Below are 24,922 nucleotides of genomic sequence, written 5' to 3'. Positions count from 1 at the left end.
GTGATTCATCGTTTGCGTTTTCCCCTTTTGGCGTTGCTGCTCGCCATGCTGGCACTTACCGGTTGCCAGACCACACCCAAGGGGCTGACTGCTGAGCAAATCGCTGTGCTCAAGCGTGAAGGTTTTGCCCCGACTGATGAAGGTTGGGCGTTTGACCTGTCCGGCAAGGTACTGTTTGGCAGTGACCTGGACAGCCTCAATGGCCAGAGCCAGGCGATCGTCGAGCGAATTGGCAAAGCGTTGCTGGGCGTAGGTCTCCAACGCGTGCGGGTGGATGGCCACGCGGATGCGTCGGGCAGGGCCACCTATAACCAGCAATTGTCCGAGCGCCGCGCACAGAGCGTGGCCAGAACGCTGATCGGGGTCGGCATGCCCGCGCAGAACATCCAGACCCGCGGCCTGGGCAGCACCCAGCCGGTGGCGGACAACCGCAGCAGCGCCGGGCGCACCGAAAATCGACGCGTATCGATCATCGTGGCGTCCTACTGAACAGACCCACCCAACCCAGGTAGGCGCTGGCCTGCCTGCGATCGAGGGCGCAGCCCTTGGGCCGCGTTGCGGCCGATCGCAGCGGTTCGTTGCCACTACAAGCCAGCGCCGACCTGTACGGGGTTGTGGCTGAGGGCGGCGTCAGCCCTGAGCAAACTGCACTTCGCGGGTCTCGCCCATCAACAACGGCGCATTCGCCTCGGTCACCTCGCGAATGTAATCCCACAACAGGGTTATCCGCTTCAGCTTCCTCAAGTCCTCCCGGCAATACATCCAGAACTGCCGCGTCACCTCGATCTCCGCCGGTAACACCGTCACCAGCCGCGGGTCCTGCGCCGCCAGAAAACACGGCAAGATTGCCAGCCCACGCCCCTGCAATGCCGCGGTGTACTGGGCAATCACGCTGGTACTGCGCAAATGCGCGTTGGCATTGGGAATCAGGTTGGCCAGGTACAACAGCTCCGAACTGAACGCCAGGTCATCCACATAACTAATGAACGGGTGCTTCGCCAAGTCCCCGACCTGCCGAATCGGCGCGTGGTTATCCAGGTATGTCTGGGTTGCGTACAGCCGCAGCCGGTAGTCGCACAGCTTGCAGCACACATAGGGGCCGTGTTCAGGGCGTTCCAGGGCGATGACGATATCCGCCTCGCGCTTGGACAGGCTGATGAAGTGCGGCAACGGCAAGATATCCACCGAAATGGCCGGATACGCATCGACGAAGTGGCTGAGTTGCGGCGTGACAAAGAAGCTGCCAAAACCTTCGGTGCAGCCCATGCGCACATGCCCCGACAACGCCACGCCCGACCCCGAAACCTGCTCGCACGCCATGTGCAAAGTGCTTTCGATCGACTCGGCATAGCCCAGCAGGCGCTGGCCTTCGGCGGTCAGGACGAAGCCGTTGGTCCGGGATTTTTCGAACAACAACGTGCCCAGCGCACCCTCCAGCGAGGTGATGCGCCGTGACACCGTGGTGTAGTCGACGCTCAGGCGCTTGGCGGCGCTACTGGCTTTGCGGGTGCGGGCCACTTCGAGGAAGAACTTCAGGTCGTCCCAGTTGAGCGCGCTCAAGGATGTGAGGTCTTTTTGCATGATGATCCGGTTTTTTTGTGCGTTCTTGTTGGATGTTTGCACATCTATACTCGAAAAAAGCCCCAGGACGCCACCTCGCGTTTGCACGGCGCTGGCGATCTCGACCCGACAATAATTCCAAGGAGAACCCAGATGAACGCACCTCAATCCCCCGACCAGACCAAGGTCGCGCAGGTCAAGCTGCTGATCGATGGCCAATGGGTCGAATCCAAGACCACCGAATGGCGCGACATCGTCAACCCGGCCACCCAAGAGGTGTTGGCGCGGGTGCCGTTCGCCACCGTCGAGGAAGTCGACGCTGCCGTGGCCGCTGCCCATCGCGCCTTCAAGACCTGGCGTGACACCCCAATCGGCGCGCGCATGCGCATCATGCTCAAGCTGCAGGCGCTGATCCGCGAACACACCAAACGCATCGCCCAAACCCTCAGCGCCGAGCAGGGTAAAACCCTCGCCGATGCCGAAGGCGACATCTTCCGCGGCCTGGAAGTGGTCGAGCACGCCGCTTCGATCGGCACCCTGCAGATGGGCGAGTTCGCCGAGAACGTTGCCGGCGGCGTCGACACCTACACCTTGCGCCAGCCGATCGGCGTGTGCGCGGGCATCACCCCGTTCAACTTCCCGGCCATGATCCCGCTGTGGATGTTCCCCATGGCCATCGTCTGCGGCAACACCTTCGTGCTCAAGCCTTCCGAGCAGGACCCGCTGTCGACCATGATGCTGGTGGAGCTGGCGCTGGAAGCCGGCGTGCCGGCCGGTGTGCTCAACGTGGTGCATGGCGGCAAGCAGGTAGTGGATGCGATCTGCACCCATCAAGACATCAAGGCGATCTCGTTCGTCGGCTCTACCGAAGTCGGCACCCACGTCTACAACCTGGGCAGCCAGCACGGCAAGCGCGTGCAGTCGATGATGGGCGCGAAGAACCACGCCGTGGTGCTGCCTGACGCTAACCGCACCCAAACCGTCAACGCCTTGGTCGGCGCGGCCTTTGGTGCTGCCGGCCAGCGCTGCATGGCAACCTCCGTGGCGGTGCTGGTGGGCAAGGCCCGCGAGTGGCTGCCGGACATCAAAGAGGCCGCGAGCAAGCTCAAGGTCAATGCCGGCTCCGAGCCGGGCACCGATGTCGGGCCGGTGGTGTCCAAGCGGGCCAAGGAGCGGGTACTGGGCTTGATCGAAAGCGGCATCAAGGAAGGCGCCAAGCTCGAACTCGATGGCCGCGGCGTCACTGTGCCGGGCTATGAGCAAGGCAACTTCGTTGGCCCCACCCTGTTCTCTGGGGTGAAAACCGACATGCAGGTCTACACCCAGGAAATCTTCGGCCCGGTGTTGGTGACCTTGGAAGTCGACACCCTCGATGAAGCCATCGCCCTGGTGAACAGCAACCCGTTCGGCAACGGCACTGGCCTGTTCACCCAGAGCGGTGCGGCTGCACGCAAGTTCCAGAGCGAGATCGACATCGGCCAGGTCGGCATCAACATCCCGATCCCGGTACCGGTACCGTTCTTCAGCTTCACCGGCTCGCGCGGCTCCAAGCTGGGTGATCTCGGCCCTTACGGCAAGCAAGTGGTGCAGTTCTACACTCAGACCAAGACCGTCACCGCCCGCTGGTTCGATGATGACAGCGTCAATGACGGTGTGAACACCACCATCAGCCTGCGCTAAGGAGTTCGCCATGCGTATTGCATTCATCGGCCTGGGCAACATGGGCGCGCCAATGGCCCGCAACCTGATCAAGGCCGGGCATCAGCTGAACCTGTTTGACCTGAACAAGACCGTGCTGGCTGAGCTCGCCGAACTGGGCGGGCAGGTCAGCCCATCGCCAAAGGAAGCGGCGGCCAACAGTGAGCTGGTGATCACCATGCTGCCGGCCGCAGCCCATGTGCGCAGCGTCTACCTGAACGATGACGGCGTGCTGGCGGGCATACGCCCTGGCACGCCGACCGTGGACTGCAGCACCATCGACCCGCAGACCGCCCGCGAGGTGTCCAAGGCCGCAGCGGCCAAGGGCGTCGACATGGGCGATGCGCCGGTGTCCGGTGGTACGGGCGGCGCGGCGGCCGGCACCCTGACCTTCATGGTCGGTGCCAGTGCCGAGCTGTTTGCCACGCTCAAACCGGTGCTGGAGCAGATGGGCCGCAACATCGTGCACTGTGGTGAGGTCGGCACAGGGCAGATCGCCAAGATCTGCAACAACCTGCTGCTGGGCATCTCGATGATCGGCGTGTCAGAGGCCATGGCCCTGGGTAACGCACTGGGCATCGACACCAAGGTGCTGGCCGGCATCATCAACAGCTCGACCGGGCGTTGCTGGAGTTCGGACACATACAACCCGTGGCCCGGCATCATCGAGACCGCACCGGCCTCACGCGGTTACACCGGCGGCTTTGGCGCCGAATTGATGCTCAAAGACTTGGGGCTGGCTACCGAAGCTGCACGCCAGGCGCACCAACCGGTGATTTTGGGTGCCGTGGCACAGCAGCTGTATCAGGCAATGAGCCTGCGCGGGGAGGGGGGTAAAGACTTCTCGGCCATCGTCGAGGGGTACCGCAAGCAGGATTGACGAGCGAGGTGTATTTCATCGCGGGCCAGGCGGCCTTCCCTCTGTAACTGCGCACCAGAGGGAAGGGCACCTGCTCCGCGATTTTTTTTTGCCCTGAACGTGCAGGCTTGAATGCCTCTTGTAGGAGCAGCCTTGTGCTGCGAAGAGGCCAGCCAAGGCAACACAATTGCTATGCCTGGTTTGGCCCTTTCGCAGCGCAAGGCTGCTCCTACAGGGGGATTTGCAGCCTAAGGAATCAGGCGAACACGAAGTACTTGCGCACGGTTTCGACCACTTCCCAGGTGCCTTTCATACCAGGTTCGATCACGAATACATCACCGGCCTTCAGGTGCTTCGGCTCTTCGCCTTCTGGGGTGATGATGCAGTAGCCGTCGAGGAAGTGGCAGAACTCCCACTTGTCATAGTTGACCTCGAACTTGCCCGGGGTGCAGATCCAGGTACCCATGATCTTGCTACCGTCGGCCGACAGGTAGGCGTTCAGGTTGACGGTGTGCGGATCGCCGCCGATGCGCTTCCACTTGGTGGCGTCCACGACCGGCGTCGGGCAGGTTTCGCGCAGGACGGTGATGAAATCGGACATGGCACAACTCCTGGTGACTGGCTGAATGACTCGACACCATAGGGCCATTGGCCGCGCCGCAGTTGCCTGGGCTCGACGTCCAGGTGCCTGACTGCGCTATATGTGCTTTTTCGCCGGTCTTCGCGGCATCCTGTTTTTCCTACACTTTGAATCGTAGATTCCGCAACGTATGGAGTGAAGTGGCCGCTAGTTTTTTCCTGCGCGCCCGAGTCTAGTGGACGTTGTGCAATCAGCGAGTACGTGCCGTGAAGTTTCTGGTGGTGTTACACAAAGACAATGATTCGGACTATGGAGTGACCGTTCCTGATGTGCCTGGCTGTTTTTCAGCTGGTACGAGTGTCGGCCAGGCGCTGGAGAATGTTCAGAAAGCACTGGTCATGCATTTTGAAGGTCTGGTCGCTGATAACGAAGCGCTACCGCAAGCGCAGGCAGTCGAAGTTCATGTTGCAAACTCCGATTACAAAGGTGGGCAGTGGGCTTTCGTGGAGTTAGACCTACCCCCTTACTTAGCCGCATGAATCGGAACGTCCAACCGCTGGGATGGGTCGTGAAGCGGCCCCAAAAGTGTCAGATCCCACAAAAAATCTTCAGAATTTCCCCCTTCCTTGTAGTCCATTTCCCAAAGATACTCTCGCAGCGCTTAAGCCATTGCGATGGGTATGTGTCGCGCTCTAGTCTCGGCGGGCTGTTGCAAATTCAACAGCCGGGTTTAGCCACCTGAGTTCAAGACGAATGCATTTCCCTGTGCACTCCGATGTCGAGCAATCGGCGTTGGTGCTTCATGGCGGCTGTGCGCGGTGCACCTTCGGGTGAGCCGGGTTCGTCTTCCCGGTTGGCTAACCCGCGTACAGCTGCCTCCCTTTCGTTTAGCCACGGATCTGCGGCAGCTCAACCAAGACGGAGCTGTAGCCATGCTGAAAATCGTCCCCGACCCACCCCTCAACACCCTCGAAGACTCCCTCGCCGTCATATCTGAATACTTGGTATGCGCGCATACCATCACCCAGCAATTAGTATTCCTCAACCCACAGCAGCCCATGCAGGCTATGGGGTTGGCGGTAATGCATGAGCTCGAGGCCGCCCGCGGTCTGGTCGAGCAGACGTTGGCCCAGGTGAATACATGCCACTGAATAGCGAGCAGAAAGCCATGGACAAAGAATTCATAACGCCTGGGCTCGCTAAAGTGCGCGTGAGCGAATCGATCCCGGAACTGATGCGGGTGCTGCCCGGCATTCCAGTGAGCCTGGCGTTGGAGCAGGCTTCGATCATCCAGGATTGTGTGCGTCATCTAACACTGGAGTCGGCCCTGGCGGAGCAGGGCGGGGGCAACTTGATGTGGGCGGCGCACTACCTGAGTGGTATGGCCAAAGCATTGCTGGATGATGCGGCGCAGGGGTTACAAGGCTGAGCTATGTGTCGGCTGGGCCGGCCTCTTCGCGGGTAAACCCGCTCCCACAGGGATTGGCGTTGCACCTGTGGGGGCAGGTTTACCTGCTAAGAGGCGCATCTTTCTCAAGCCCACCAATACCGCACAAAGTGGAAAAACACCGGCGCCGCAAAGCACACCGAGTCCATCCGGTCGAGCATGCCGCCGTGGCCTTCGATCATGTGCCCCCAGTCTTTCACCCCGCGGTCACGCTTGATCGCCGACATGACCAGCCCGCCGAAGAAGCCCATGGCGTTCACGGTCAGGGCCATCAGTGCCGCCTGCCAGAAGTTGAACGGGGTGATCCAGCACAGCAGGGCGCCGATCAGTGTGGCCAGTGCCACGCCACCGACGAGGCCTTCGAGGGTTTTCGAGGGCGACAGGTTGGGCGCCACCTTGCGTTTGCCGAACAGCTTGCCGCACACGTATTGCAGCACGTCGCTGATTTGCACCACGAGGATCAGCCAGGCGATCAGCAGCAGGTTGCGGCCCTCGAACCCGGGGATGTCGAGGGTCATCAGCGCGGGCACCGAAGACACGCAATACACCGCGATCATCAGCCCCCATTGCACCTTTGATGCGCGCTCGAGAAAACGCGTGGTGTCGCCGCCGAAACTGGCAAGGATCGGCAGCAGCAAAAACAGATACACCGGGATGAAAATACTGAACAAGCCATACCAGTCCATGGCGATCAGCACGTACTGCACCGGCAGCGCCACATAGAACGCCGCCACCAACGCCGGGTAGTCGCTGCGCCGGGTCGGGGTGAGGGTCATGAACTCGCGCAGCGCATAGAACGACACGCCGTAGAACAGCACGATCACGCCGTACTTGCCGAACAGGAAGGCGATGCCGATCACCAGCACCATCACCCACCAGGCGTTGATGCGGGCGTTGAGGTTGTCGATCACCGCATGCGGCGCGGGGCCGGCACGCCACTTGAGCAGGCGGCCGATCACGCTGGCGAGCAGCAGCAGGGCGCCGATGCCGGCGAACAGCGAAAGGGTATTGTCGTCCATGTCAGGCATCCTTCGGCGCCAGGTTCAGCAGGGCCTGGCTGGCCCGCTCGAGAAAGGCCTGCTTGTTTTCATCAGCCTGCAGGTGGAGAGGTTCGCCAAAGCTCAGCGTGCACAGCAGCGGCAATGGCAGGGCGCGGCCCTTGGGCATGACCCGGTTGAGGTTGGCGATCCACACCGGCACCAGCTCGACGTCGGGGTTGGCCGCAGCCAAATGGTACAGGCCGCTTCTGAATGGCATGAGCGGCTCATCGCCCAGGTTGCGGGTGCCTTCGGGGAAGAAGATCAACGAATCGCCCTGGGCCACGGCCTCAAGAATCGGCTGCAGGGGGCTGCCTTGGCCTTCTGCGCGCTGGCGGTCGATCAAGACGCCGTTGAACACCTTGCGGATGAGAAAGTCGCGAATCCCGGGCTTCGCCCAGTAGTCGGCCCCGGCCACCGGGCGGGTGCGCCTGCGCAAAGGTTCTGGCAGCGAGGCCCAGAGCAGCACGAAGTCGCCGTGGCTGCTGTGGTTGGCGAAGTACAGGCGTTGCACCGGCTGCGGTGTGCAGCCGAGCCATAACGCACGGGCGCCAGTGATCAGCCGGGCGGCCGAGGTGATGACGAAAGCGGTCAAGGTCGCAAGCATGGGGCGGTGGTCATCCGGTAAAGGGCAGTGTCAGCAGGGTAGCCAAGGCCAGCAACAGTTGCAGGCCCAGGCACATGGCTTGGCGGCGCAGCAGGGCTAATGCGGCTTGGCTGCGAGCGGGCCAGTCGCGGCTATCCTTGGCGTGCGGTTTCAGGTTGAGGTCGAACAAGGCACGGTCCAGCGCTTGCGTGTCTGCAGGTAGGTCTTGGCTGGCGCCAAGGTGGGCGAACAGTTCGGCGTCCAGGGCCACGCGGATGGCCCAGTACTTGTGCAGCACGCCGAGCGCCAGCAGCAGCGCGCACAGCAGGCTGCCCAGTGGCGGCAGCGCGGCGCCCAACAAGGGTGCCAGGCCAACGCCCAGGGCGAGCAGCGTGATGCCGTCCGACAGGCGCTCCAGCTGTCGGCCCCGGGCCAGTAGGCTGGCAGTCAGTTGCAGGTTCATCGCTGTGCGCCAAGTTGTTGCAGGGCCTGTCGATGGGCCGCGTGCAAGACCACGCCAGCGCGTGCGCTGCGTATCCGCTGTTCAGCGTGGTCGGCATTTGTGCAACGCCCCGTGAGTACCAGCCAGGCCGCCACGGCGCTGGCGCTGCGCGAATATCCCAGGGCGCAACAGACCAGCAGAGGGCCTTGCTGGCGCAACTGCTCGATAGCGTTTGCAGCTTCGTGCAACAGGTTGCTGTCTGGCACGATCAAGTCCAGGGTGGGAAGCGAGCGGTAGTTCTGAGCGGTGAGAGCGGCCCCAGTGCGGCACGGCAGCTCTGCGCAAAGGTCGACGATGGCAGCGAACTGCGCGCCCTCACCACGGCCAGGAATCCGCCCCAGGAATACCCCGTCACACACCTCATCCGCCTGCGGATGGCGCCGTGTCCAGACCCTGGAATTGATCCACGCCCCGATCAGATAGGGCAACAGCAGCCAGGTCGCGGCGCTGGACAAGCGCCCATCGGCGCCCTTCTGAAAACCACCCGCGCCGAACAAGCCGTAGTTCAGTGCCACCCACAACAGCGCCACGGCTGGCCATGACAGCCACAACCCGGCACCGCCCACCGCATACGCCAGCCCCGCGCACAGCAAGGCCCCAACGCCATAACACAGCGCCAGCCGCTGGCATTTGCCATCGTGCGCAAGGCGGGCCTGCTGCCATGGCAGGCGACCTTGCCACGGCCATAGCCATAAGCACACAAACCCTGCCAATGCCCCGGTGGGCACGTCGATGAAGTGATGCTGCCAGGTGGTCAGCACCGACACGCCGATCAACGCCATCCAGCCATGCACCACCCAGCGCCAGGGCTGGCGCTGCACGTGCCGGGCGAACATCGTCCAGATGATCACCAGCAACGCGATGTGCAGCGAAGGTGCCTGATTGTAAGGCTTGTCGAAGCCCATCAGCACATCGAACAGCCAGCCGAACAGCCCAGCCATTTCTGGCCGTTCGAAGGTGAACCGCAGCGGCCAGAGCAGGAAGCAACTGACGCTGATCACCTGTGCCGTAAGCAGCGCCAGGGCATGCCGGTCCATCTCTTGGCGCGTGCGTGGCAGCAGGAAGGACAACCCGTACAGCAGGTCGATCGACCAGTACGGGATGATCGTCCAGGGCCACAGCGGCATGCCGTGCTCCCAGCCGAACACCAGGCTGCCGACATCACTGCGGCTGGCGGTGTGGGTGTTCACCAGCCCATAGCTGAGGAAGAAGAACGGCCCCAGCAGCAACAGCCAGAACACGCCCCGCCGAATCAGCCCGGGCTCACGCGTTGGGTTCATTCACGCACCCGTTGCGCCAGGCTGACGCTGAAGATGCCCCATTCGTCGATGCGCTGGGCCAGCTTGCGGAAGCCCGCCGCCTCGACCAGTTGGTCCATCTCTGCCTGGCTGCGCCGGCGCATCACCCACGCCTCGCCGCCGCGATGGCTGGTCAGGGCACGCGCGATCATCTCCAGTTGAGGGTGCCAAGGTTGGCCTGTGTAGACCAGGTAACCGCCTGCTTCGACGGCATCGGCAAGGCCGGCCAGGGAATTGCTCACCAACGCGTTGCTGGGGAACAGTTCGTACAGGCCAGACACCACGGCCAGCGTAGGCCCAGGCTGCAGCGCCGCGAGGCTGGCGCGGTCGAAGGCATCGCCTTGGACGAAGCGGGCAATCTCGGCCAGGCCTTTTTCGGCGATCAATGCGCTGCCTTGTTGCACGTTCAGTTCGCTGTAGTCGCGCAGCAGGATGGAGTCGGGCCGTTGTTCGAGTTCCTCCAAGGCTTCGAGGATGTAACGGCCGTGGCCGGCGGCGATGTCGACGATATGCACCGGCCGCTGCTCGGCGCGCAGGCGGGCAATGGCCTCGCGCAGCAGTTCTTCGACGTGCAGTTTGCGCTGACGAATGCCGCGCCAGCCGATGGCGTTGAGGTAGTTCTGGTCGACCATGCGGCCCAGCTTGCCTTTGCCCGTCGGCTGGTTGCGGTAGACGTAGTCGAGGGTGCTGCCAGAGTCGAAGCCGGTGTCGAACCCCAGCTTCACGCCTTCGGCCAGCCCTTTGCCCAGGCGCAGGCTTGCACGGGTGGCGCGCCAGTAGAGGTCGCGGGGCGAGTTGCGTGGCAAGGGCGCGGCCAGGCTTTCGGCTTCGGCGCAGCTGGCGCCGACCTTGTCGGCATCGAGCAGCGAAGGCGCGGTAACAGGGCTGTCGAAGCAATGTGCGACGAAGCGCTCGATGCGCTTCAGCGCATGGGCGCGGTCGCGTTCACCGAGGGTGTCATGGAAAAAGCCCGGGAGGATGTGCATTTCTTTACGTGCACTGCCCAGACGCTCGAAAAAGCGCTCCTGCGGTTTGCGCTCGACCACAAGGTCCGCGCCAGAGACCAGCAACTGCGTCGGTACCTGAATAGCCTGGGCGTCAGCCACCACACGGTCGGCTGCTTCGTACAGGCCCAGCAGCATGGTCACCGAAATCGGCCGGCTGATCAGCGGGTCGGCCACGTACGACATGACCCGCTCGGGGTCATGGGTAAGCAGGCGCGGCTTGACGTAACTGTTGACGAAGAAGTTGCCGCGCACGGCCTTGAGCAGCTTCAGGCCGGGCCGTGCGAAGGGCACATACAGCTTGACCTTGAACGCCGGCGAGGCCAGCACCAGGCAGCGTACCTTGGGCGCGTAGTCGTGGGCCCAGGTGGCGATCAGCACGGCGCCGACGCTTTGCGCCAGCACCACCATGTCGTGCTCGGCGATGCCGTGCACGGTCTGCAGATGCTCGATGAAGGTCTGCACGTCGCGCACGCTGGTGGCAAACCCTGGGCTGTCGCCGCGGGCGCCCGGCGACTGGCCGTGGCCGCGGGCATCCCAGGCGAAGAAATCGTAGCCGGGCATGTCCAGTTCGTCGGCCAGGTGGGCCATGCGCCCGCCGTGTTCGTGGCCACGGTGGAACATCACCACGGCGCGGCGCGGCTGGTGTTCATTGCGTGTCGCGGGCCAATGACGGTAGTGCAGCTCGACACCATCATGGGTAGAGAAATGCAGCGATTGCGCTTGGCGCATGGCGAGAATCCTTGTCCGGCGGCGATGGGCTCAGCGGGCTTCGACCAGCCCTTGGCGAACCCGGTTGTAGAGGGTATAGAGCGAGAGCGCGAAGATGACCAGCAAGAGGCTGTTGAGCCAGGTGGCGTTGAGCAGGCCGAACGCAACGCCGGTGCCCAGTACGCCAAAGGCGAATGCCCGGTCGCTTTTGCCCATCGGGCCGTCGTAGCGGCGCGAGGCGCCTGCCAGCGGGCCCATGACGCCGGCGTATTCGCTGAAGGTCGCACTCAGCACCACCAGCACCACCAGGCTGGGCCAGACGCCAGCCAGCAGGGCGAATGGCAAGTACAGCGCGGCGTCGGCGATCACGTCGCACAGTTCGTTGAGGTAGGCACCGAGCCTGGATTGCTGGCCGAATTCCCGCGCTAGCATGCCGTCCACGGCGTTGAGCGCCATGCGCAGCAACATCCACAGCGGGATCAGGATGAACAGCCAGGTGATGTGGCTGAACCCGGCCAGCAGCAGGCCCAGCAGGACCGAGACCAAGGCGGCGGCGACGGTGACCTGGTTGGCGGTGACGCCACGGTCGTAGAGGCGCTTGACGCCGGGCCGGAGCAAGGCCTGGAAGCGGGGCTTGAGCTGGTAGATCGAGGGCACTTGGAACTCCTTTTCGTGGTGCAGCGTGATTGTGGGCAAAGAGCCCCAGTGGCCGCAAGCGGGTTGGTGAGAGATGGCTCACATCTGAACGGGGTGTAAGGGTGTTGTTCCGCCAACCAAGCGCTTGACCAAGCCCGACGCATAGCCGGGCAACGCTGCAAAGTCCCGCGCGCACACCATCAATCGGCGGTTGGCCCAGTCCTCGCGAAGCGCCACCCAGTGCAGCGGCAACAGCCCTTGCCAGCGTTGCACCGAAGCCAAGGGCACAACGCCGACCCCGGCGCCCCCCGCGACCATGCGCAGCACCCCATCGAAGCCATCGGCTCGTACCCGTACGCGCATCCGCAAGCCTTCACGCAGGGCCTGTTCCTCCAGGTACAAGGCCAATGCGCTGTCTGCTCCCAGCCCGACATGACCATGGGCCAGGCTGTCAATGAAGCTCGGCGCAGGGTATGCCGCCAGCGGATGCGCAAGGGGGGTCACCAACACCAGTGGGTCATCGCGAAAGGGCAGGGTCTGCAAATGCTCGCTGGGCGCCGCAGTCGAAATGATCCCCAGGTCGGCGATGCCTTGGGTAATCGACTGCACGATGCGCAAGCTTGGCAGCTCTTGGACATCGACACTGACGCCGGGGTTCTGTGCCAGATAACTGGCCAGCAATTCGGGCAGGTACTCGGTCAGCGCCGCGGTGTTGCACAACAGCCGCACCTGGCCCTGCAGCCCCTGCGCGTACTGGCTCAGGTCGAACTGCAGGCGCTCCACTTGCTGCGCGATCAGGCGGGCATGCTGCAACAGCGCCTGCCCGGCAGGCGTCGGCTGTACGCCGCGTCGATTGCGCGCTAGCAATTGCGTGCCCAGGGACGCTTCCATCGCGCGGATGCGCGCACTCGCAGCCGGCAGCGACAGATGGCTGCGCCGGGCGCCGGCAGTGATGTTGCCGCATTCCAAGGTGTGCCGGAAAAGCGCGAGGTCGATTAGGTCGAAATGCATGTGCCTCTGTCCTGGCAATAGTCAGGCTGAGTATATGGCAGATTTTCAGCCAGCCTGGCGCACGCCATCATGGCCCTATGAATACCTTGATCGCGTTCTATCAACACATCGGCCCGGCACTGACGCTGCTGGTGGTCATCACCTTTCTGCTGGCCGGCACCGTCAAAGGCGTCATCGGCCTCGGCTTGCCGACCATCGCCATGGGCCTGCTGGGCCTGGCTATGCCGCCAGCGCAGGCTGCCGCTTTACTCATCGTGCCGTCGACACTCACCAACCTCTGGCAGTTGGCTGCCGGTGGTCATCTGTGGGTGTTGCTGCGTCGCCTGGGGCCGATGCTGGTGATGATCTTTGTCGGCACCCTGGTCGGCAGCGCATGGTTGGGCATCAACAGTGGCGCGTGGGCCGCGCATGCGCTGGGCGCCACGTTGCTGGTGTATGCGGTGTATGGGCTGATGGGGCCAGGGTTGCGCGTGGCGCAAGCGCGGGAAGGGTGGCTGGGGCCGCTGTGCGGGTTGGTGACGGGCGTGGTGACGGCCGCTACCGGCGTATTCGTGATGCCGGCAGTGCCGTACCTGCAAAGCCTTGGCCTGAACCGCGACGAGATGATCCAGGCTTTGGGCCTGTCGTTCACGGTTTCGACCCTGGCGCTGGCCCTGGGCCTGGCCGGGCAAGATGCCTTGGGCGGCCAGGCGCTGGGTGCTTCATTGCTGATGCTGGCGCCAGCACTGGTGGGCATGCTGGCAGGGCAGTGGTTGCGTCAGCGCATCAGCGCCGCGCTGTTCAAACGCTGCTTTTTCATTGGCCTGGCCGTACTCGGCGGCCATCTGCTGATCAACGGTTAGCAGACGAGGCGCTGAGCATGTCGATCAACTGGATATCGAACTCGCGCTCCAGGTAGTCCATGCGCTTTTCGAAGAACGCGACCATGTGCGGCAGGGCCGAGTGCACATTCAGTGCGGCTTTGTCCGCCCACACTTCGTAGAACACGAACAGGCTCGGGTCAGCCTTGTCGCGCAGCATGTGGTACTCGATGCAGCCCGGTTCCTGGCGGCTGGGTTCGACATAGGCGCGGAACAGGGTTTCGAAGGCTTCGGCCATTTCCGGGCGGGTCTTGGCTTTGAGGATAAAAGCGTACTGCTCGCTCATGGATCGCTACTCGCTGGTGAATGATGAACCGATTCTAAGGCAATAATTAGCTGGCTATTCGTGATTTGAAGGCAATTGTATTTTGACTCATGGCCGCTGTTTCCCCTGCCGCTGAGTCTCTAATCTGCCGGTCATCCAATTTGACTCGATCCAGGCAGCACGCCCTCGGATCGACATCGCCAAATCGAGGCCAGCATGAAAAACATCCTTCTGCTCAACGGTGGTAAACAGTTCGCTCACTCCGATGGCCGCCTTAACGCGACCCTGCACGAAGCGGCCCTCGCTCACCTGGACCGTGCCGGTTTCGACGTGCGGCAGACCTTCATCGATGGCGGCTACGATGTGCGGGAAGAGGTCGAGAAGTTTCTCTGGGCTGACGTGGTGATCTACCAGATGCCAGGTTGGTGGATGGGCGCACCGTGGACGGTGAAGAAGTACATCGATGACGTCTTCACCGAAGGCCATGGCAGCCTTTACGCCAACGACGGCCGGACCCGTTCGGATGCCTCGCAGAAGTACGGCAGCGGTGGCCTGATCCAGGGCAAGCAATACATGTTGTCGCTGACCTGGAACGCCCCGCAGCAGGCGTTTGACGACCCCAGCGATTTCTTCGAGGGCAAGGGTGTGGACGCCGTGTATTTCCCATTCCACAAGGCTAACCAGTTCCTTGGCATGACCGGCTTGCCGACCTTCCTGGCGGTGGATGTGATGAAGCGCCCGGATGTGCCAGCGGCGTTGGCAGCGTATGAAGCGCACCTGGACAAGGTGTTTGGCAAGGCTGTGTAAGTGCCTTTGACTGGGGCTGCTGCGCAGCCCAATCGCGGCGCAAGGCCGCTCCCACAAATGCCCTGCGTACCCCGCTCAATGTGGGAGCGGCCTTGCGTCGCGATTGGGCCGCGCAGCGGCCCCCCTTGCACAGACCCCACCGACCCGCTATGAATCACGGCACACTCCAGCCAAGGCCAAGCGCGTGAAAACCCGATCCGAAGAACTCCAGGTATTCGTCGCTGTGATCGACTGCGGTTCGATCTCTGCTGCTGCCGAGCAGGTGGGCCAGACCCCGTCAGCCGTCAGCCGCACCTTGTCGCGCCTGGAGGCCAAGCTTGGCACCACCCTGGTCAACCGCACCACCCGGCGCATGGACCTGACCGAAGAAGGCCGCTTCTTTCTTGAACGCTCGCGCCTGATCCTGGAACAGATGGACGCGATGGAAGAGCGCCTGTCGATGAACCACCAGACCGCCACCGGGCGCCTGCGCATCAACGCCGCCGCGCCGTTCATGCTGCACGCCATCCTGCCCTGGATCGGCGAGTTCCGCCGCCAGTACCCCGGCATCGAGCTGGAGCTCAACACCGACGACCTGATCATCGACCTGCTCGAACAGAGCACCGATGTGGCGATCCGTATCGGCGAGCTGGCCGACTCCAGCCTGCACGCCCGCAACCTGGGGTGCAGCCCGGTGCAGGTGCTGGCCAGCCCCGCCTACCTGGAACGCCACGGCACCCCGCAGCGCGTCGAAGACCTGGCCAACCACTGCTTGCTTGGCTTCAGCCAGCCCGAGTCGCTCAACCACTGGCCCTTGCGCCATGCCCAGGGCGACCGCTGGGCGATCCGCCCCGCGCTGATCGCCTCCAGCGGCGAAACCCTGCGCCAGCTGGCGCTGGCCGGGGAGGGCATCGTCAGCCTGTCGCATTTCATGACCCACGAAGACATCCGCAGCGGCCGCCTGCAGGTGCTGTTGGGCGACGCCAACAACGGCTATCGCCAGCCGATCCATGCGGTGTACTACCGCAACACTCAGTTGGCGCTGCGCATCCAGTGCTTCCTCGATTTTATCCAGCGCAAGCTGGCGATGTACGCCTGCTGAGTTGCCTGAACGCGACACATCCTGCCCAAAGGCGGCGCAACTTCCTACATTGGATTGCACAGTCGACACGCTTCGGCCTTACTGAGTGATCAACAAAAACAACACCAAGGAAGTGTCATGCGTATTGTCCTGTTCCCGACCATGGCCCTCGGAGCCGCGATCCTGACCTGTTCCTCGGCCTATGCAGCCGCCCTGGAAGGTGGCGCGGTGGCTGCGCCCGATCAATATGGTGCACAGGTTGCTGCCGATATCCTGAAAAAAGGCGGCAACGCCGTGGACGCCGCCGTGGCAACGGCATTCACCCTGGCGGTGACCTACCCAGAAGCCGGCAACATCGGCGGCGGTGGTTTCATGACCCTGTTCGTCGACGGCAAGCCCTACTTCCTCGACTACCGCGAAGTGGCGCCCAAGGCTGCCAGCCGCAACATGTACCTGGACGACAAAGGCGAGGTGATCGAGAACCTCAGCCTGGTCGGTGTGCGTGCAGCAGGTGTACCCGGCACGGTGATGGGCCTGTGGGAGGCGCACCAGAAGTTCGGCAAGTTGCCGTGGAGCGAGCTGCTGACGCCGGCCATCGGCTATGCCAAAAACGGTTTCAAGATTGCCGAAAAACAGTACCAGTACCGCAACGATGCCCAGGGCCTGTTCAAGACGGCGACCAACTTCAACGACTACTTCGGCAACATGAAGGTCGGCGAACTGTTCAAGCAGCCAGAAATGGCCCAGACCCTCGAGCGCATTGCCGACAAGGGCGTAAGCGAGTTCTACCAGGGCAAGACCGCCGACCTGCTGGTGGCGCAGATGCAGGCCGACAAAGGCCTGATCACCAAGCAAGACCTCAAGGACTACAAGGCGGTCTGGCGTGAGCCGATGGCCTTGAGCTGGCGCGGTAATGTGGTCTACACCGCGCCACCGCCAAGCTCCGGCGGCGTCGCTCTGGCCCAGTTGCTGGGCATCAAGGAAGACCGCGCGGCAGACTTCAAGGGCGTGGCGCACAACTCGGCGCAGTACATTCACCTGCTTGCCGAGATTGAGAAACGCGTGTTTGCCGACCGCGCCGACTACCTGGGCGACCCGGCCTTCACCAAGGTGCCGGTCGATCAGTTGATTGCCAAGGATTACCTGGCCAAGCGCGCCGCGCAGGTCAACCCCAAGGCCATTTCGGTCACCGATGACGTCAAGCCGGGGCTGGAGCCGCACCAGACCACGCACTTCTCCATCGTCGACAAACAGGGCAACGCGGTCAGCAACACCTACACCCTCAACCTCGACTACGGCAGTGGCGTGGTGGTCAAGGGCGCCGGCTTCCTGCTCAACGACGAGATGGACGACTTCAGCGCCAAGCCGGGTGCGGCCAATGCCTTTGGCGTTGTCGGTGGGGAGGCCAACGCCATCGAGCCGGGCAAGCGCATGCTGTCATCCATGAGCCCAAGCCTGATGACCCGTGATGGCAAGGTCGAACTGGTGATCGGCACACCAGGTGGCTCGCGCATCTTCACCTCGATCTTCCAGGTGATGAACAACCTGTACGACTATGACATGCCGTTGGAAAAGGCAGTGGCGGCGCAGCGTGTGCACCATCAGTTGCTGCCTAAAGACACCATCTACTTCGACAGCTATGCACCGCTGACCGGCGCGGTGGCGGATGACTTGAAGAAAATGGGGTATGTGCTGGAGGACCAGGGCTGGGAGATGGGCGATATCCAGGCGATCCGGGTGAACGGGGACAAGCTGGAAACGGCGTCCGATCCACGTGGGCGTGGGGTGGGGATGATCGTCAAGTAACGATCGCACCTGTGTAGGAGCAGCCTTGTGCTGCGAAGAGGCCAGTGGCAGCCCAGTAAATCTGCGGTGCTGCCACTGGCCTCTTCGCAGCACAAGGCTGCTCCTACCTGGTTTTGGCGCACGGAGTGTGCGCCCGCCGTGGTTGAATCAAACGCGGAACTGGCTCACCAGCATCTGCAACTGCCCGCCCAACCGCGCCAGCTCAACGCTGGACGCCGCCGTCTCGTTATTGGCCGCTGCCGTCTGCTCGGACACATCCCGCACATTCAGAATGCTCCGGCTGATTTCTTCGGCCACCGCGCTTTGCTCTTCCGCCGCCGCCGCAATCTGCTGGTTCATCGACTGAATGCTCGACACCGTGCCGGTGATGCTTTCCAGCGAGGCGCCGGCCTTGCGCGCCAGTTCGACACTGCTGTCGGTCAGGGTCCGGCTACCCTGCATGGCCGTCGCCACTTGCTGGGTGCCGTGCTGCAGGCTGGCAATCAGCTCTTCGATCTCTTCGGTGGACTTCTGCGTGCGCTGGGCCAACCCACGCACCTCGTCAGCGACCACGGCAAAGCCACGGCCTGCCTCGCCGGCACGGGCCGCTTCGATCGCGGCGTTGAGTGCCAGCAGGTTGGTCTGGTCGGCGACCGACTTGATCACGTCCATCACGCTGCCGATCTTCTGGCTTTCCTGTTGCAGCAGGTTCATGGCCTCGGTGGAGCGGTGCATTTCTTCGGCCAGGCGTTCGATTTGGCTGATCGCCTCACCGACCACCTGATCACCCGCGCGGGCTTCGTCGTCGGCACCGGTGGCGGCATGCGAGGCCTGCTCGGCGTTGCGCGCGACTTCCTGAACCGTGGCCGCCATTTCGTGCATTGCAGTGGCGACTTGGTCGGTCTCGACTTTCTGGCTGTTGGCCCCTGCGCTGGTTTGCTCGGTGACCGCCGACAGCTCTTCGGCAGCGCTGGCGATCTGGGTGACGCCGTCGCGGATGCCGCTGATCAGCTCGCGCAGGGTGGTGCCCATGCGGGCGATGCCCTGTTGCAATACGCCCAGTTCATCACGGCGGGTGACGCGCAGGTCGTGCGTCAGGTCGCCGCCCGCGATGCGCTCCACCGCTTGCAAGGTTTCCTGCAGCGGGCGGGTGATCTGCCGGGTGATGAGTACCGCAGCCAGTACGCCGACCAGCAACGCCAGCAAGGTCGCGATGGCCTGCAGGCTACGGGCCTGCGCACTCTCGATGTCGCGGCGCTCCAGCTGGATTTTGTACAGCGCGTCGCTGGTCTTGACGATGTCGGCGCCTTGGACAGTCATTTCAGCGCGTGCGCTGGTAATGCTGGCCAGCGCATCACGGAACTGGCGAACAGCGTCACGGTAGGCCAGCACTGACTGTTCGAACTGCTGCAGACGCGCGTCGGCGGCCGGCAGCCGGCGCTTGAGGTTGTCGGCCTCGGCCAGCGCCGCTTCGAGCTGGCGCAGGGCGGCCTGTTCATTGGTCGCGCTGTTATCGGCCATGTAGCCGCGCACGTCGATGCGTACCTGCAGCAGTTGCTGGCGGGCCTTGCTGATCAGCTGGTACTGGGCCAGGCGCACGCTGTCGGTTTCGGGGCGTGCCATGACTTCCTGGCTAAGGGCGTCCATGGCCTGGTCGGCCTTGGCCCCCGACGCATTCATGGCATCACGCGCGGCCCGGGTGGCGTTGTAGCCCGTGCGCATGGTGGCCAGCGAGACCTTGTACTGGCTGATGGTCTGCCCCAGTTCGTGCAGCAGCTTGACGTTGTCCGGGCTCTTGAAGGTGCTGACCAGGCGTTGTTGCTGGTTACTGAAGGCATCGAGCTTGTTCAGCGTGTTGGCCGCCGCCGCATCATCGCCGTTGGCAATCATGTACTGCAGGCGCGCGATGCGCAGGTCAGTCAGGTCCTTGTTGAGCTGACTGATATCGCTCATCCAGTTGCTGCGGTCGATCAGGCTGCCCAGGCTGGTCCAGCCGGTCAGGGCCAGCAGGCCGGTGAGGATCAGCACCAGGCCGAAGCCCAGGCCGAGTTTGAGGTTGACGCTGATGTTGGCAAACCAGCTGTTCATGCACGCACTCCAGAAGTTGTTTTCGCTCTCTTGATCGTCGATCGCAAGGCGTTGTTGTTCTGGATGCCCGCTGATTCGTGCAGGGGTTATCGGCAATGATCAGGGAAGCTGAAACGCTTTTTCAGCAGATTTGTAACTTGTCGTTAGGGTGAGGCTGGGGCTGCCAGGCAGCCCCAGGCGTGTCAGAGGTTACGGGCACTGAAGGTATCGCAGCTGTTCACTTCGCCCTCGGCAAACCCCGCCTTGAACCAGCGCACACGCTGCGCCGAGGTGCCGTGGGTGAAGGAGTCGGGCACCACGCGGCCCTGGCCTTTTTGCTGCAGGCGGTCATCACCGATGGCATTGGCCGCGTTCAGCGCTTCCTCGACGTCACCCGGCTCCAGCCAGTTCAGGCGTTTTTGCGCTTGGTAGGCCCACACCCCTGCCAGGCAGTCGGCCTGCAGCTCCTGGCGCACCAGCAAGCCGTTGTCGCCTTCCATGCGCTGGCCATTGCGGCGGGCGGCATCGACCTTGGCCGACACGCCGAGCAGGGTCTGCACGTGGTGGCCAATCTCGTGGGCGATGACATAGGCCTGGGCAAAGTCACCCGCGGCGGCGAAACGGGTTTCCATCTCGCGGAAGAACGACATGTCCAGGTACACCCGCTGGTCGGCCGGGCAATAGAACGGGCCGACGGCCGCCGAAGCGAAGCCGCAGGCCGAGTTGACCTGGCCGCTGAACAGCACCAGTTTGGGGTCGCGGTACTGCTTGCCCGCCTGGGAGAACAGCGCTTTCCAGGTGTCTTCCGTGTCACCCAGCACCGAGGCGACGAAGTCGGCCTGCTGGTCATTGGCCGGCGGCGCCTTGCCGCCTGCGCCACTGGGCGCCTGTTGCTGCTGCTGGGTCATCTGCCCGGTGAGCTGGCCGAGTATCTGCAGCGGGTCTTGCCCGGTCAGCCAGCCAATGCCCACGATCAGCAGGATCGCCCCCAGCCCGAGGCCCTTGCCGCCGCCGAAGCGCATGCCGCCACCACCGCCACCTTCACCTCGGGCATCGACCACGTTGTCGCTGCGTCGGCCTTTTCGCCATTCCATGAATGCTCTCCGGAGCGTGAAACAAGAAGACAAAGATTAGTTCACCAACGGGGAGGGTGTCAGACAAAGGTGTTAACCCATAACCATATGGTTATGTATGTGAGGGCTGATTTCAGTATTCATCCCGCGCGGCTTATCTGAAACTGTAAGTCCGCCTGCCCTGCAAGGCGTCCAGATAATTCCAAGAGAGGAAAACGGCATGCCCGCCCAGGACACCAGCCGCTTCGTGATCCGTGATCGCAACTGGCACCCTAAAGCCCTGACCCCCGACTACAAGACCTCCATTGCCCGCTCGCCGCGCCAGGCATTGGTCAGCATCCCGCAGTCGATCAGCGAAACCACCGGCCCGGACTTCACCCACCTGGGTTTCGGCGCCCACGACCATGACCTGCTGCTGAACTTCAACAACGGTGGCCTGCCGATTGGTGAGCGCATCATCGTTGCCGGCCGCGTGGTCGATCAATACGGCAAGCCTGTGCCCAATACCCTGGTGGAAATGTGGCAGGCCAACGCTGGCGGCCGCTACCGCCACAAGAACGACCGCTACCTGGCACCGCTGGACCCTAACTTCGGTGGCGTCGGCCGTTGCCTGACCGACCGCGACGGCTACTACAGCTTCCGCACCATCAAGCCGGGCCCATACCCATGGCGCAACGGCCCGAACGACTGGCGCCCGGCGCACATCCACTTCGGCATCAGCGGCCCATCGATTGCGACCAAGCTGATCACCCAGCTGTACTTCGAGGGTGACCCGCTGATCCCGATGTGCCCGATCGTCAAGTCGATCGCCAACCCAGAAGCCGTGCAGCAGTTGATCGCCAAGCTCGACATGAGCAACGCCAACCCGATGGACTGCCTGGCGTACCGCTTTGATATCGTGCTGCGCGGCCAGCGCAAGACCCACTTCGAAAACTGCTGAGGACCCCGCCATGCCAATCGAACTGCTGCCGGAAACCCCTTCGCAGACTGCCGGCCCCTACGTGCATATCGGCCTGGCCCTGGAAGCGGCCGGCAACCCGACCCGCGACCAGGAAATCTGGAACCGCCTGGCCAAGCCAGAGGCGCCGGGTGAACACATCCTGTTGATCGGCCAGGTCTATGACGGTAACGGGCACCTGGTGCGCGATTCGTTCCTGGAGCTGTGGCAGGCCGATGCCGCCGGCCAGTACCAGGATGCATACAACCTGGAAAACGCCTTCAACAGCTTCGGCCGCACTGCTACCACTTTCGATGCCGGTGAGTGGACCGTGCAAACGGTGAAGCCGGGTGTGGTGAAGAACGCTGCCGGCGTGCCGATGGCGCCGCACATCAACATCAGCCTGTTTGCCCGTGGCATCAACATCCACCTGCACACGCGCCTGTATTTTGATGATGAAGCCGAGGCCAACGCCAAGTGCCCGGTGCTTAACCTGATCGAGCAGCCGCAGCGCCGTGAGACGTTGATTGCCAAGCGTTGCGAAGTGGATGGGAAGACGGCGTACCGTTTCGATATCCGTATTCAGGGGGAAGGGGAGACGGTGTTCTTCGACTTCTGAGTTATTGGGGCTGCTAAGCAGCCCCAATTTCTAACAATCAACGCCGAACCAGCAAAACCCCACTTTCCATGTGATGGGTATACGGGAACTGGTCAAACAACGCACAACGCTCGATGCGGTGTGTGTCCTGCAACTGCTCAATGTTCGCCGCCAGCGTTTCCGGATTGCACGAGATGTACAAAATCCGCTCGAAGCGCCGGGTCAGCTCGCAGGTATCCGGGTCCATCCCCGCACGCGGCGGGTCGACGAACACGGTACCGAACGCGTAACTTTTCAGGTCGATGCCTTCCAGCCGACGGAACGGGCGCACGTCATTCAGCGCCTGGGTCAGCTCCTCAGCCGACAGCCGCACCAAGCGCACGTTATCCACACCGTTCTCATCAAGGTTGCTCAGCGCAGCATTGACCGAGGTCTTGCTGATCTCGGTGGCCAGCACTTGGCGCGCACGGGTGGCCAGTGGCAGGGTGAAGTTGCCGTTGCCGCAATACAGCTCCAGCAGGTCATCCTCGCGCTCGCCCATGGCGTCGAACGCCCAGCTCAGCATCTTCTGGTTCACCGCGCCGTTAGGCTGGGTGAACGCGCCTTCCGGCTGGCGATAGCTGAACACACGGCCCGCCACGTCCAGTTTCTCTACCGCGTAATCACGGCCAATCACCAGGCGCTTGCCCTTGGAGCGGCCGATCAGGCTTACCCCCAGTTCTTCGGCCAACTGCCGCGCGGCCACTTCCCAGGCCTCGTCCAGCGGGCGGTGGTAGCACATCGTGACCATCGCATCGCCGGCCAGGGTGGTGAGGAACTCCACCTGGAAGAGACGATTACTCAGTGCCTCGCTGGCCTGCCAGGCCGCCTTCAGGCGCGGCATCAAGTCATTGATGCGCGCGCTGGCGATGGGGAAGTCGTCGATCAGGATAGCGTTGTGCTTCTCGCCCGGGGCGAACATCGCGTAGTGGCGCTGGCCGTCCTCGCGCCACAGGCGGAACTCGGCGCGCAGGCGATAGTGCTCGCGCGGCGAATCGAAAACAGCCGGTTCCGGCGCGCCGAACGGCGCCAGCAGCTCGCGCAGCCGGGCAACCTTGGCGTCCAGCTGGGTGGCGTAGGAGGAGGGGTCGAAAGCAGCACTCATGCGTTGAACCAGCCCAGCTTGATGACGAACAGGATGGAAAGGATCACCAGGGCCGGGTTCAGGTCGCGGTGGCGACCGGAGATCAGCTTGACGGCGGTCCAGGAAATGAAGCCGAAGGCGATGCCGTTAGCGATCGAGTAGGTCAGCGGCATGGCCAGGGCGGTCACCACCACAGGTGCGGCTTCGGTGACGTCGTCCCAGTTTATTTCCGCCAGGCCCGAGGCCATCAGCACGGCGACGAACAGCAGCGCTGGCGCCGTGGCGAAGGCCGGGACGCTACCGGCCAGCGGTGCGAAGAACAGCGCCAGCAAGAACAGCACGGCCACCACGATGGCGGTCAGGCCGGTGCGCCCGCCCGCGCTCACGCCGGCAGCCGATTCGATATAGCTGGTAGTGGTCGAGGTGCCCAGCAGCGAGCCGGCCATGGCGGCGGTGCTGTCGGCAATCAGGGCGCGGCCCATCTTCGGCATGTGGCCGTCCTTGCCCATCAGGCCGGCGCGTTTGGCCACGCCGATCAAAGTGCCGGAGTTGTCGAACAGGTCGACGAACAGGAAGGCGAAGATGACGCTGACCAGGCCCACATCCAGGGCACCGGCGATGTCCAGCTGGAGGAAGGTCGGTGCCAGCGATGGCGGCATGGACACGACGCCGGCGAACGGCGTCACGCCCATCGCGATCGCGGCGATGGTCACGGCCAGAATGCCAATCAGCACCGCGCCGCGAACCTTCAGCGATTCGAGGCCGACGATCAGGAAGAAGCCCAGGGTGGCGAGGATCGGCGCCGGCTGCTTGAGGTCGCCCAGGCCAACCAGGGTGGCCGGGTTATCGACGACGATGCCGGCGTTATGCAGGGCAATCAGCGCCAGGAACAGACCAATACCGGCGGCGATGGCCGAGCGCAGCGGCAGCGGGATGCTGTTCACGATCCATTCGCGGATGCGGAAGATCGACAGCAGGAAGAACATCACCGCCGACAGGAACACCGCGCCCAGCGCGACCTGCCAGGTGTGGCCCATGTGCAGGACCACGGTGTAGGTGAAGAAGGCGTTCAGGCCCATGCCCGGCGCCAGGGCGATCGGGTAGTTGGCGATCAGGCCCATGGTCGTCGAGCCGATGGCCGCGGCCAGGCAGGTGGCGACGAAGATCGCACCTTTGTCCATGCCGGTCTCGCCGAGGATGCTCGGGTTGACGAACAGGATGTAGGCCATGGCCAGGAAGGTGGTGACGCCCGCAAGAATCTCGGTGCGCACATTGGTGTTGTGTGCTTTTAGTTGAAACAGCCTTTCCAGCATGCCCGCTCCCCAAGGCGCCCCCGGCGCCGTGATTTGTATCGACCCCATCAGCAAAGCACAGACCGTACCGGTTGCCGTGGTTTTATCTGGGGCGGAAAAAAGCCG

The 24,922-nt window shown here is 63.1% G+C and carries 25 protein-coding genes and 2 pseudogenes; 12 read left to right on the top strand and 15 right to left on the bottom strand.

Going from position 1 to position 24,922, the window contains the following annotated elements; translation table 11 throughout:
• Nucleotides 1-489, top strand: a complete 489-nt coding sequence (locus MFF34_RS01375; RefSeq protein ID WP_238209726.1) for an OmpA family protein — start codon at nucleotides 1-3, stop codon at nucleotides 487-489.
• Nucleotides 490-630: 141 nt separating this feature from the next.
• Here the strand turns inward: MFF34_RS01375 and MFF34_RS01370 are convergent, their stop codons facing one another.
• The gene (locus MFF34_RS01370; RefSeq protein WP_238209724.1) at nucleotides 631-1,581 is read right to left on the bottom strand and encodes a LysR family transcriptional regulator; all 951 of its coding nucleotides are present in this window, start codon (nucleotides 1,579-1,581) and stop codon (nucleotides 631-633) included.
• A gap of 132 nt (nucleotides 1,582-1,713) precedes the next feature.
• Between MFF34_RS01370 and MFF34_RS01365 the strand changes: the two genes are divergently transcribed.
• Together MFF34_RS01365 and mmsB are read left to right on the top strand one after the other, a co-directional pair.
• On the top strand, nucleotides 1,714-3,240 hold the full coding sequence (locus MFF34_RS01365) for a CoA-acylating methylmalonate-semialdehyde dehydrogenase (protein WP_085273919.1): 1,527 nt from the start codon (nucleotides 1,714-1,716) through the stop codon (nucleotides 3,238-3,240).
• Between the two features lie 10 nt (nucleotides 3,241-3,250).
• A complete protein-coding gene (mmsB, locus tag MFF34_RS01360) occupies nucleotides 3,251-4,138 on the top strand; it encodes a 3-hydroxyisobutyrate dehydrogenase (RefSeq protein WP_027595454.1) in 888 nt (295 codons plus the stop codon).
• Between the two features lie 235 nt (nucleotides 4,139-4,373).
• Here the strand turns inward: mmsB and MFF34_RS01355 are convergent, their stop codons facing one another.
• Entirely contained in the window at nucleotides 4,374-4,718 is a 345-nt protein-coding gene (locus tag MFF34_RS01355) for a cupin domain-containing protein (RefSeq protein WP_003251579.1), read from the bottom strand.
• Between the two features lie 245 nt (nucleotides 4,719-4,963).
• Here MFF34_RS01355 and MFF34_RS01350 point away from each other — a divergent pair.
• The 3 genes and pseudogenes from MFF34_RS01350 to MFF34_RS01340 all read left to right on the top strand — a co-directional run.
• Nucleotides 4,964-5,227: pseudogene (locus MFF34_RS01350) on the top strand (type II toxin-antitoxin system HicB family antitoxin); the annotation flags it as partial.
• Nucleotides 5,228-5,629: 402 nt separating this feature from the next.
• Nucleotides 5,630-5,848 carry a hypothetical protein gene (locus tag MFF34_RS01345; protein WP_238209722.1) on the top strand — a complete coding sequence of 73 codons (219 nt, stop codon included), beginning with the start codon at nucleotides 5,630-5,632 and terminating at the stop codon, nucleotides 5,846-5,848.
• Nucleotides 5,839-6,126: a DUF3077 domain-containing protein gene (locus MFF34_RS01340; RefSeq protein WP_238209720.1), complete on the top strand. Its 288-nt coding sequence runs from the start codon at nucleotides 5,839-5,841 to the stop codon at nucleotides 6,124-6,126. The genes MFF34_RS01345 and MFF34_RS01340 overlap by 10 nt, the downstream gene beginning before the upstream one ends.
• A gap of 104 nt (nucleotides 6,127-6,230) precedes the next feature.
• On the opposite strand, the gene MFF34_RS01335 is transcribed toward MFF34_RS01340, so the two are convergent.
• From MFF34_RS01335 to MFF34_RS01305, 7 genes are all read right to left on the bottom strand, one after another.
• Nucleotides 6,231-7,163, bottom strand: a complete 933-nt coding sequence (locus MFF34_RS01335) for a phosphatidate cytidylyltransferase (protein WP_027595453.1) — start codon at nucleotides 7,161-7,163, stop codon at nucleotides 6,231-6,233.
• Nucleotide 7,164: 1 nt separating this feature from the next.
• Nucleotides 7,165-7,788: a lysophospholipid acyltransferase family protein gene (locus tag MFF34_RS01330; RefSeq protein WP_238209718.1), complete on the bottom strand. Its 624-nt coding sequence runs from the start codon at nucleotides 7,786-7,788 to the stop codon at nucleotides 7,165-7,167.
• A gap of 10 nt (nucleotides 7,789-7,798) precedes the next feature.
• Nucleotides 7,799-8,230: a hypothetical protein gene (locus MFF34_RS01325; protein ID WP_238209715.1), complete on the bottom strand. Its 432-nt coding sequence runs from the start codon at nucleotides 8,228-8,230 to the stop codon at nucleotides 7,799-7,801.
• Nucleotides 8,227-9,549, bottom strand: coding sequence for a phosphatase PAP2/dual specificity phosphatase family protein (locus tag MFF34_RS01320; protein ID WP_238209713.1), 1,323 nt, complete (start codon nucleotides 9,547-9,549; stop codon nucleotides 8,227-8,229). Before MFF34_RS01320 ends, MFF34_RS01325 begins: the two co-directional genes overlap by 4 nt.
• Nucleotides 9,546-11,303 (bottom strand): bifunctional alpha/beta hydrolase/class I SAM-dependent methyltransferase, encoded by a 1,758-nt coding sequence (locus MFF34_RS01315; protein ID WP_238209711.1) that lies wholly within the window; start codon nucleotides 11,301-11,303, stop codon nucleotides 9,546-9,548. The genes MFF34_RS01320 and MFF34_RS01315 overlap by 4 nt, the downstream gene beginning before the upstream one ends.
• A gap of 30 nt (nucleotides 11,304-11,333) precedes the next feature.
• On the bottom strand, nucleotides 11,334-11,939 hold the full coding sequence (locus tag MFF34_RS01310; RefSeq protein ID WP_238209709.1) for a CDP-alcohol phosphatidyltransferase family protein: 606 nt from the start codon (nucleotides 11,937-11,939) through the stop codon (nucleotides 11,334-11,336).
• Between the two features lie 78 nt (nucleotides 11,940-12,017).
• Entirely contained in the window at nucleotides 12,018-12,929 is a 912-nt protein-coding gene (locus MFF34_RS01305) for a LysR substrate-binding domain-containing protein (RefSeq protein ID WP_238209708.1), read from the bottom strand.
• A gap of 77 nt (nucleotides 12,930-13,006) precedes the next feature.
• On the opposite strand from MFF34_RS01305, the gene MFF34_RS01300 reads away from it, so the two are divergent.
• The gene (locus MFF34_RS01300) at nucleotides 13,007-13,771 is read left to right on the top strand and encodes a sulfite exporter TauE/SafE family protein (RefSeq protein ID WP_238209700.1); all 765 of its coding nucleotides are present in this window, start codon (nucleotides 13,007-13,009) and stop codon (nucleotides 13,769-13,771) included.
• On the opposite strand, the gene MFF34_RS01295 is transcribed toward MFF34_RS01300, so the two are convergent.
• Nucleotides 13,761-14,075: a putative quinol monooxygenase gene (locus MFF34_RS01295; RefSeq protein ID WP_238209698.1), complete on the bottom strand. Its 315-nt coding sequence runs from the start codon at nucleotides 14,073-14,075 to the stop codon at nucleotides 13,761-13,763. The genes MFF34_RS01300 and MFF34_RS01295 overlap by 11 nt on opposite strands.
• A gap of 195 nt (nucleotides 14,076-14,270) precedes the next feature.
• Here MFF34_RS01295 and MFF34_RS01290 point away from each other — a divergent pair, with 195 nt between their 5' ends.
• The 3 genes from MFF34_RS01290 (at nucleotide 14,271) to ggt (ending at nucleotide 17,727) form a co-directional block, all read left to right on the top strand.
• The gene (locus MFF34_RS01290) at nucleotides 14,271-14,861 is read left to right on the top strand and encodes an NAD(P)H-dependent oxidoreductase (protein ID WP_099455311.1); all 591 of its coding nucleotides are present in this window, start codon (nucleotides 14,271-14,273) and stop codon (nucleotides 14,859-14,861) included.
• Between the two features lie 184 nt (nucleotides 14,862-15,045).
• Nucleotides 15,046-15,942, top strand: coding sequence for a LysR family transcriptional regulator (locus MFF34_RS01285; RefSeq protein WP_027595444.1), 897 nt, complete (start codon nucleotides 15,046-15,048; stop codon nucleotides 15,940-15,942).
• A gap of 117 nt (nucleotides 15,943-16,059) precedes the next feature.
• A complete protein-coding gene (gene ggt / locus MFF34_RS01280; RefSeq protein ID WP_238209696.1) occupies nucleotides 16,060-17,727 on the top strand; it encodes a gamma-glutamyltransferase in 1,668 nt (555 codons plus the stop codon).
• A 147-nt stretch (nucleotides 17,728-17,874) separates the two neighbouring features.
• Here the strand turns inward: ggt and MFF34_RS28210 are convergent, their stop codons facing one another.
• The 3 genes and pseudogenes from MFF34_RS28210 to MFF34_RS01270 form a co-directional block, all read right to left on the bottom strand.
• Nucleotides 17,875-18,738, bottom strand: coding sequence for a methyl-accepting chemotaxis protein (locus tag MFF34_RS28210; protein WP_371098230.1), 864 nt, complete (start codon nucleotides 18,736-18,738; stop codon nucleotides 17,875-17,877).
• Nucleotides 18,730-19,659: pseudogene (locus MFF34_RS28205) on the bottom strand (methyl-accepting chemotaxis protein); the annotation flags it as partial. The gene MFF34_RS28210 and the pseudogene MFF34_RS28205, both read right to left, overlap by 9 nt.
• A gap of 317 nt (nucleotides 19,660-19,976) precedes the next feature.
• Complete coding sequence (locus tag MFF34_RS01270) at nucleotides 19,977-20,867, bottom strand: neutral zinc metallopeptidase (RefSeq protein ID WP_099430441.1); 891 nt, start codon at nucleotides 20,865-20,867, stop codon at nucleotides 19,977-19,979.
• A gap of 199 nt (nucleotides 20,868-21,066) precedes the next feature.
• Between MFF34_RS01270 and pcaH the strand changes: the two genes are divergently transcribed.
• Complete coding sequence (gene pcaH / locus MFF34_RS01265) at nucleotides 21,067-21,786, top strand: protocatechuate 3,4-dioxygenase subunit beta (RefSeq protein ID WP_027595440.1); 720 nt, start codon at nucleotides 21,067-21,069, stop codon at nucleotides 21,784-21,786.
• Nucleotides 21,787-21,796: 10 nt separating this feature from the next.
• On the top strand, nucleotides 21,797-22,402 hold the full coding sequence (gene pcaG, locus MFF34_RS01260; RefSeq protein WP_099430440.1) for a protocatechuate 3,4-dioxygenase subunit alpha: 606 nt from the start codon (nucleotides 21,797-21,799) through the stop codon (nucleotides 22,400-22,402).
• Nucleotides 22,403-22,439: 37 nt separating this feature from the next.
• On the opposite strand, the gene trmA is transcribed toward pcaG, so the two are convergent.
• Both trmA and MFF34_RS01250 read right to left on the bottom strand, forming a co-directional pair.
• On the bottom strand, nucleotides 22,440-23,525 hold the full coding sequence (gene trmA / locus MFF34_RS01255; protein WP_238209694.1) for a tRNA (uridine(54)-C5)-methyltransferase TrmA: 1,086 nt from the start codon (nucleotides 23,523-23,525) through the stop codon (nucleotides 22,440-22,442).
• Nucleotides 23,522-24,817, bottom strand: a complete 1,296-nt coding sequence (locus MFF34_RS01250) for an NCS2 family permease (RefSeq protein ID WP_085273929.1) — start codon at nucleotides 24,815-24,817, stop codon at nucleotides 23,522-23,524. Before MFF34_RS01250 ends, trmA begins: the two co-directional genes overlap by 4 nt.
• Nucleotides 24,818-24,922 lie beyond the last annotated feature (105 nt).

Origin of the sequence: Pseudomonas sp. PAGU 2196 (assembly GCF_022179005.1) — a bacterium.
Taxonomy (GTDB): domain Bacteria; phylum Pseudomonadota; class Gammaproteobacteria; order Pseudomonadales; family Pseudomonadaceae; genus Aquipseudomonas; species Aquipseudomonas kermanshahensis.
The sequence above is the reverse complement of the archived record's forward strand: the minus strand, read 5'-3'. Positions and strand labels throughout refer to the sequence as shown.

Excerpts from the sequence above, each read along its gene's own strand:
- pcaG (WP_099430440.1), top strand. The coding sequence starts at position 21,797 with ATGCCAATCGAACTGCTGCCGGAAACCCCTTCGCAGACTGCCGGCCCC.
- MFF34_RS01330 (WP_238209718.1), bottom strand. The coding sequence starts at position 7,788 with ATGCTTGCGACCTTGACCGCTTTCGTCATCACCTCGGCCGCCCGGCTG.
- mmsB (WP_027595454.1), top strand. The coding sequence starts at position 3,251 with ATGCGTATTGCATTCATCGGCCTGGGCAACATGGGCGCGCCAATGGCC.
- MFF34_RS01345 (WP_238209722.1), top strand. The coding sequence starts at position 5,630 with ATGCTGAAAATCGTCCCCGACCCACCCCTCAACACCCTCGAAGACTCC.
- MFF34_RS01250 (WP_085273929.1), bottom strand. The coding sequence starts at position 24,817 with ATGCTGGAAAGGCTGTTTCAACTAAAAGCACACAACACCAATGTGCGC.
- trmA (WP_238209694.1), bottom strand. The coding sequence starts at position 23,525 with ATGAGTGCTGCTTTCGACCCCTCCTCCTACGCCACCCAGCTGGACGCC.
- MFF34_RS01355 (WP_003251579.1), bottom strand. The coding sequence starts at position 4,718 with ATGTCCGATTTCATCACCGTCCTGCGCGAAACCTGCCCGACGCCGGTC.
- MFF34_RS01295 (WP_238209698.1), bottom strand. The coding sequence starts at position 14,075 with ATGAGCGAGCAGTACGCTTTTATCCTCAAAGCCAAGACCCGCCCGGAA.
- MFF34_RS01270 (WP_099430441.1), bottom strand. The coding sequence starts at position 20,867 with ATGGAATGGCGAAAAGGCCGACGCAGCGACAACGTGGTCGATGCCCGA.
- pcaH (WP_027595440.1), top strand. The coding sequence starts at position 21,067 with ATGCCCGCCCAGGACACCAGCCGCTTCGTGATCCGTGATCGCAACTGG.
- MFF34_RS01305 (WP_238209708.1), bottom strand. The coding sequence starts at position 12,929 with ATGCATTTCGACCTAATCGACCTCGCGCTTTTCCGGCACACCTTGGAA.
- MFF34_RS28210 (WP_371098230.1), bottom strand. The coding sequence starts at position 18,738 with ATGGGCACCACCCTGCGCGAGCTGATCAGCGGCATCCGCGACGGCGTC.
- MFF34_RS01325 (WP_238209715.1), bottom strand. The coding sequence starts at position 8,230 with ATGAACCTGCAACTGACTGCCAGCCTACTGGCCCGGGGCCGACAGCTG.
- MFF34_RS01300 (WP_238209700.1), top strand. The coding sequence starts at position 13,007 with ATGAATACCTTGATCGCGTTCTATCAACACATCGGCCCGGCACTGACG.
- MFF34_RS01365 (WP_085273919.1), top strand. The coding sequence starts at position 1,714 with ATGAACGCACCTCAATCCCCCGACCAGACCAAGGTCGCGCAGGTCAAG.
- MFF34_RS01335 (WP_027595453.1), bottom strand. The coding sequence starts at position 7,163 with ATGGACGACAATACCCTTTCGCTGTTCGCCGGCATCGGCGCCCTGCTG.
- MFF34_RS01315 (WP_238209711.1), bottom strand. The coding sequence starts at position 11,303 with ATGCGCCAAGCGCAATCGCTGCATTTCTCTACCCATGATGGTGTCGAG.
- MFF34_RS01370 (WP_238209724.1), bottom strand. The coding sequence starts at position 1,581 with ATGCAAAAAGACCTCACATCCTTGAGCGCGCTCAACTGGGACGACCTG.
- MFF34_RS01320 (WP_238209713.1), bottom strand. The coding sequence starts at position 9,549 with ATGAACCCAACGCGTGAGCCCGGGCTGATTCGGCGGGGCGTGTTCTGG.
- ggt (WP_238209696.1), top strand. The coding sequence starts at position 16,060 with ATGCGTATTGTCCTGTTCCCGACCATGGCCCTCGGAGCCGCGATCCTG.
- MFF34_RS01340 (WP_238209720.1), top strand. The coding sequence starts at position 5,839 with ATGCCACTGAATAGCGAGCAGAAAGCCATGGACAAAGAATTCATAACG.
- MFF34_RS01290 (WP_099455311.1), top strand. The coding sequence starts at position 14,271 with ATGAAAAACATCCTTCTGCTCAACGGTGGTAAACAGTTCGCTCACTCC.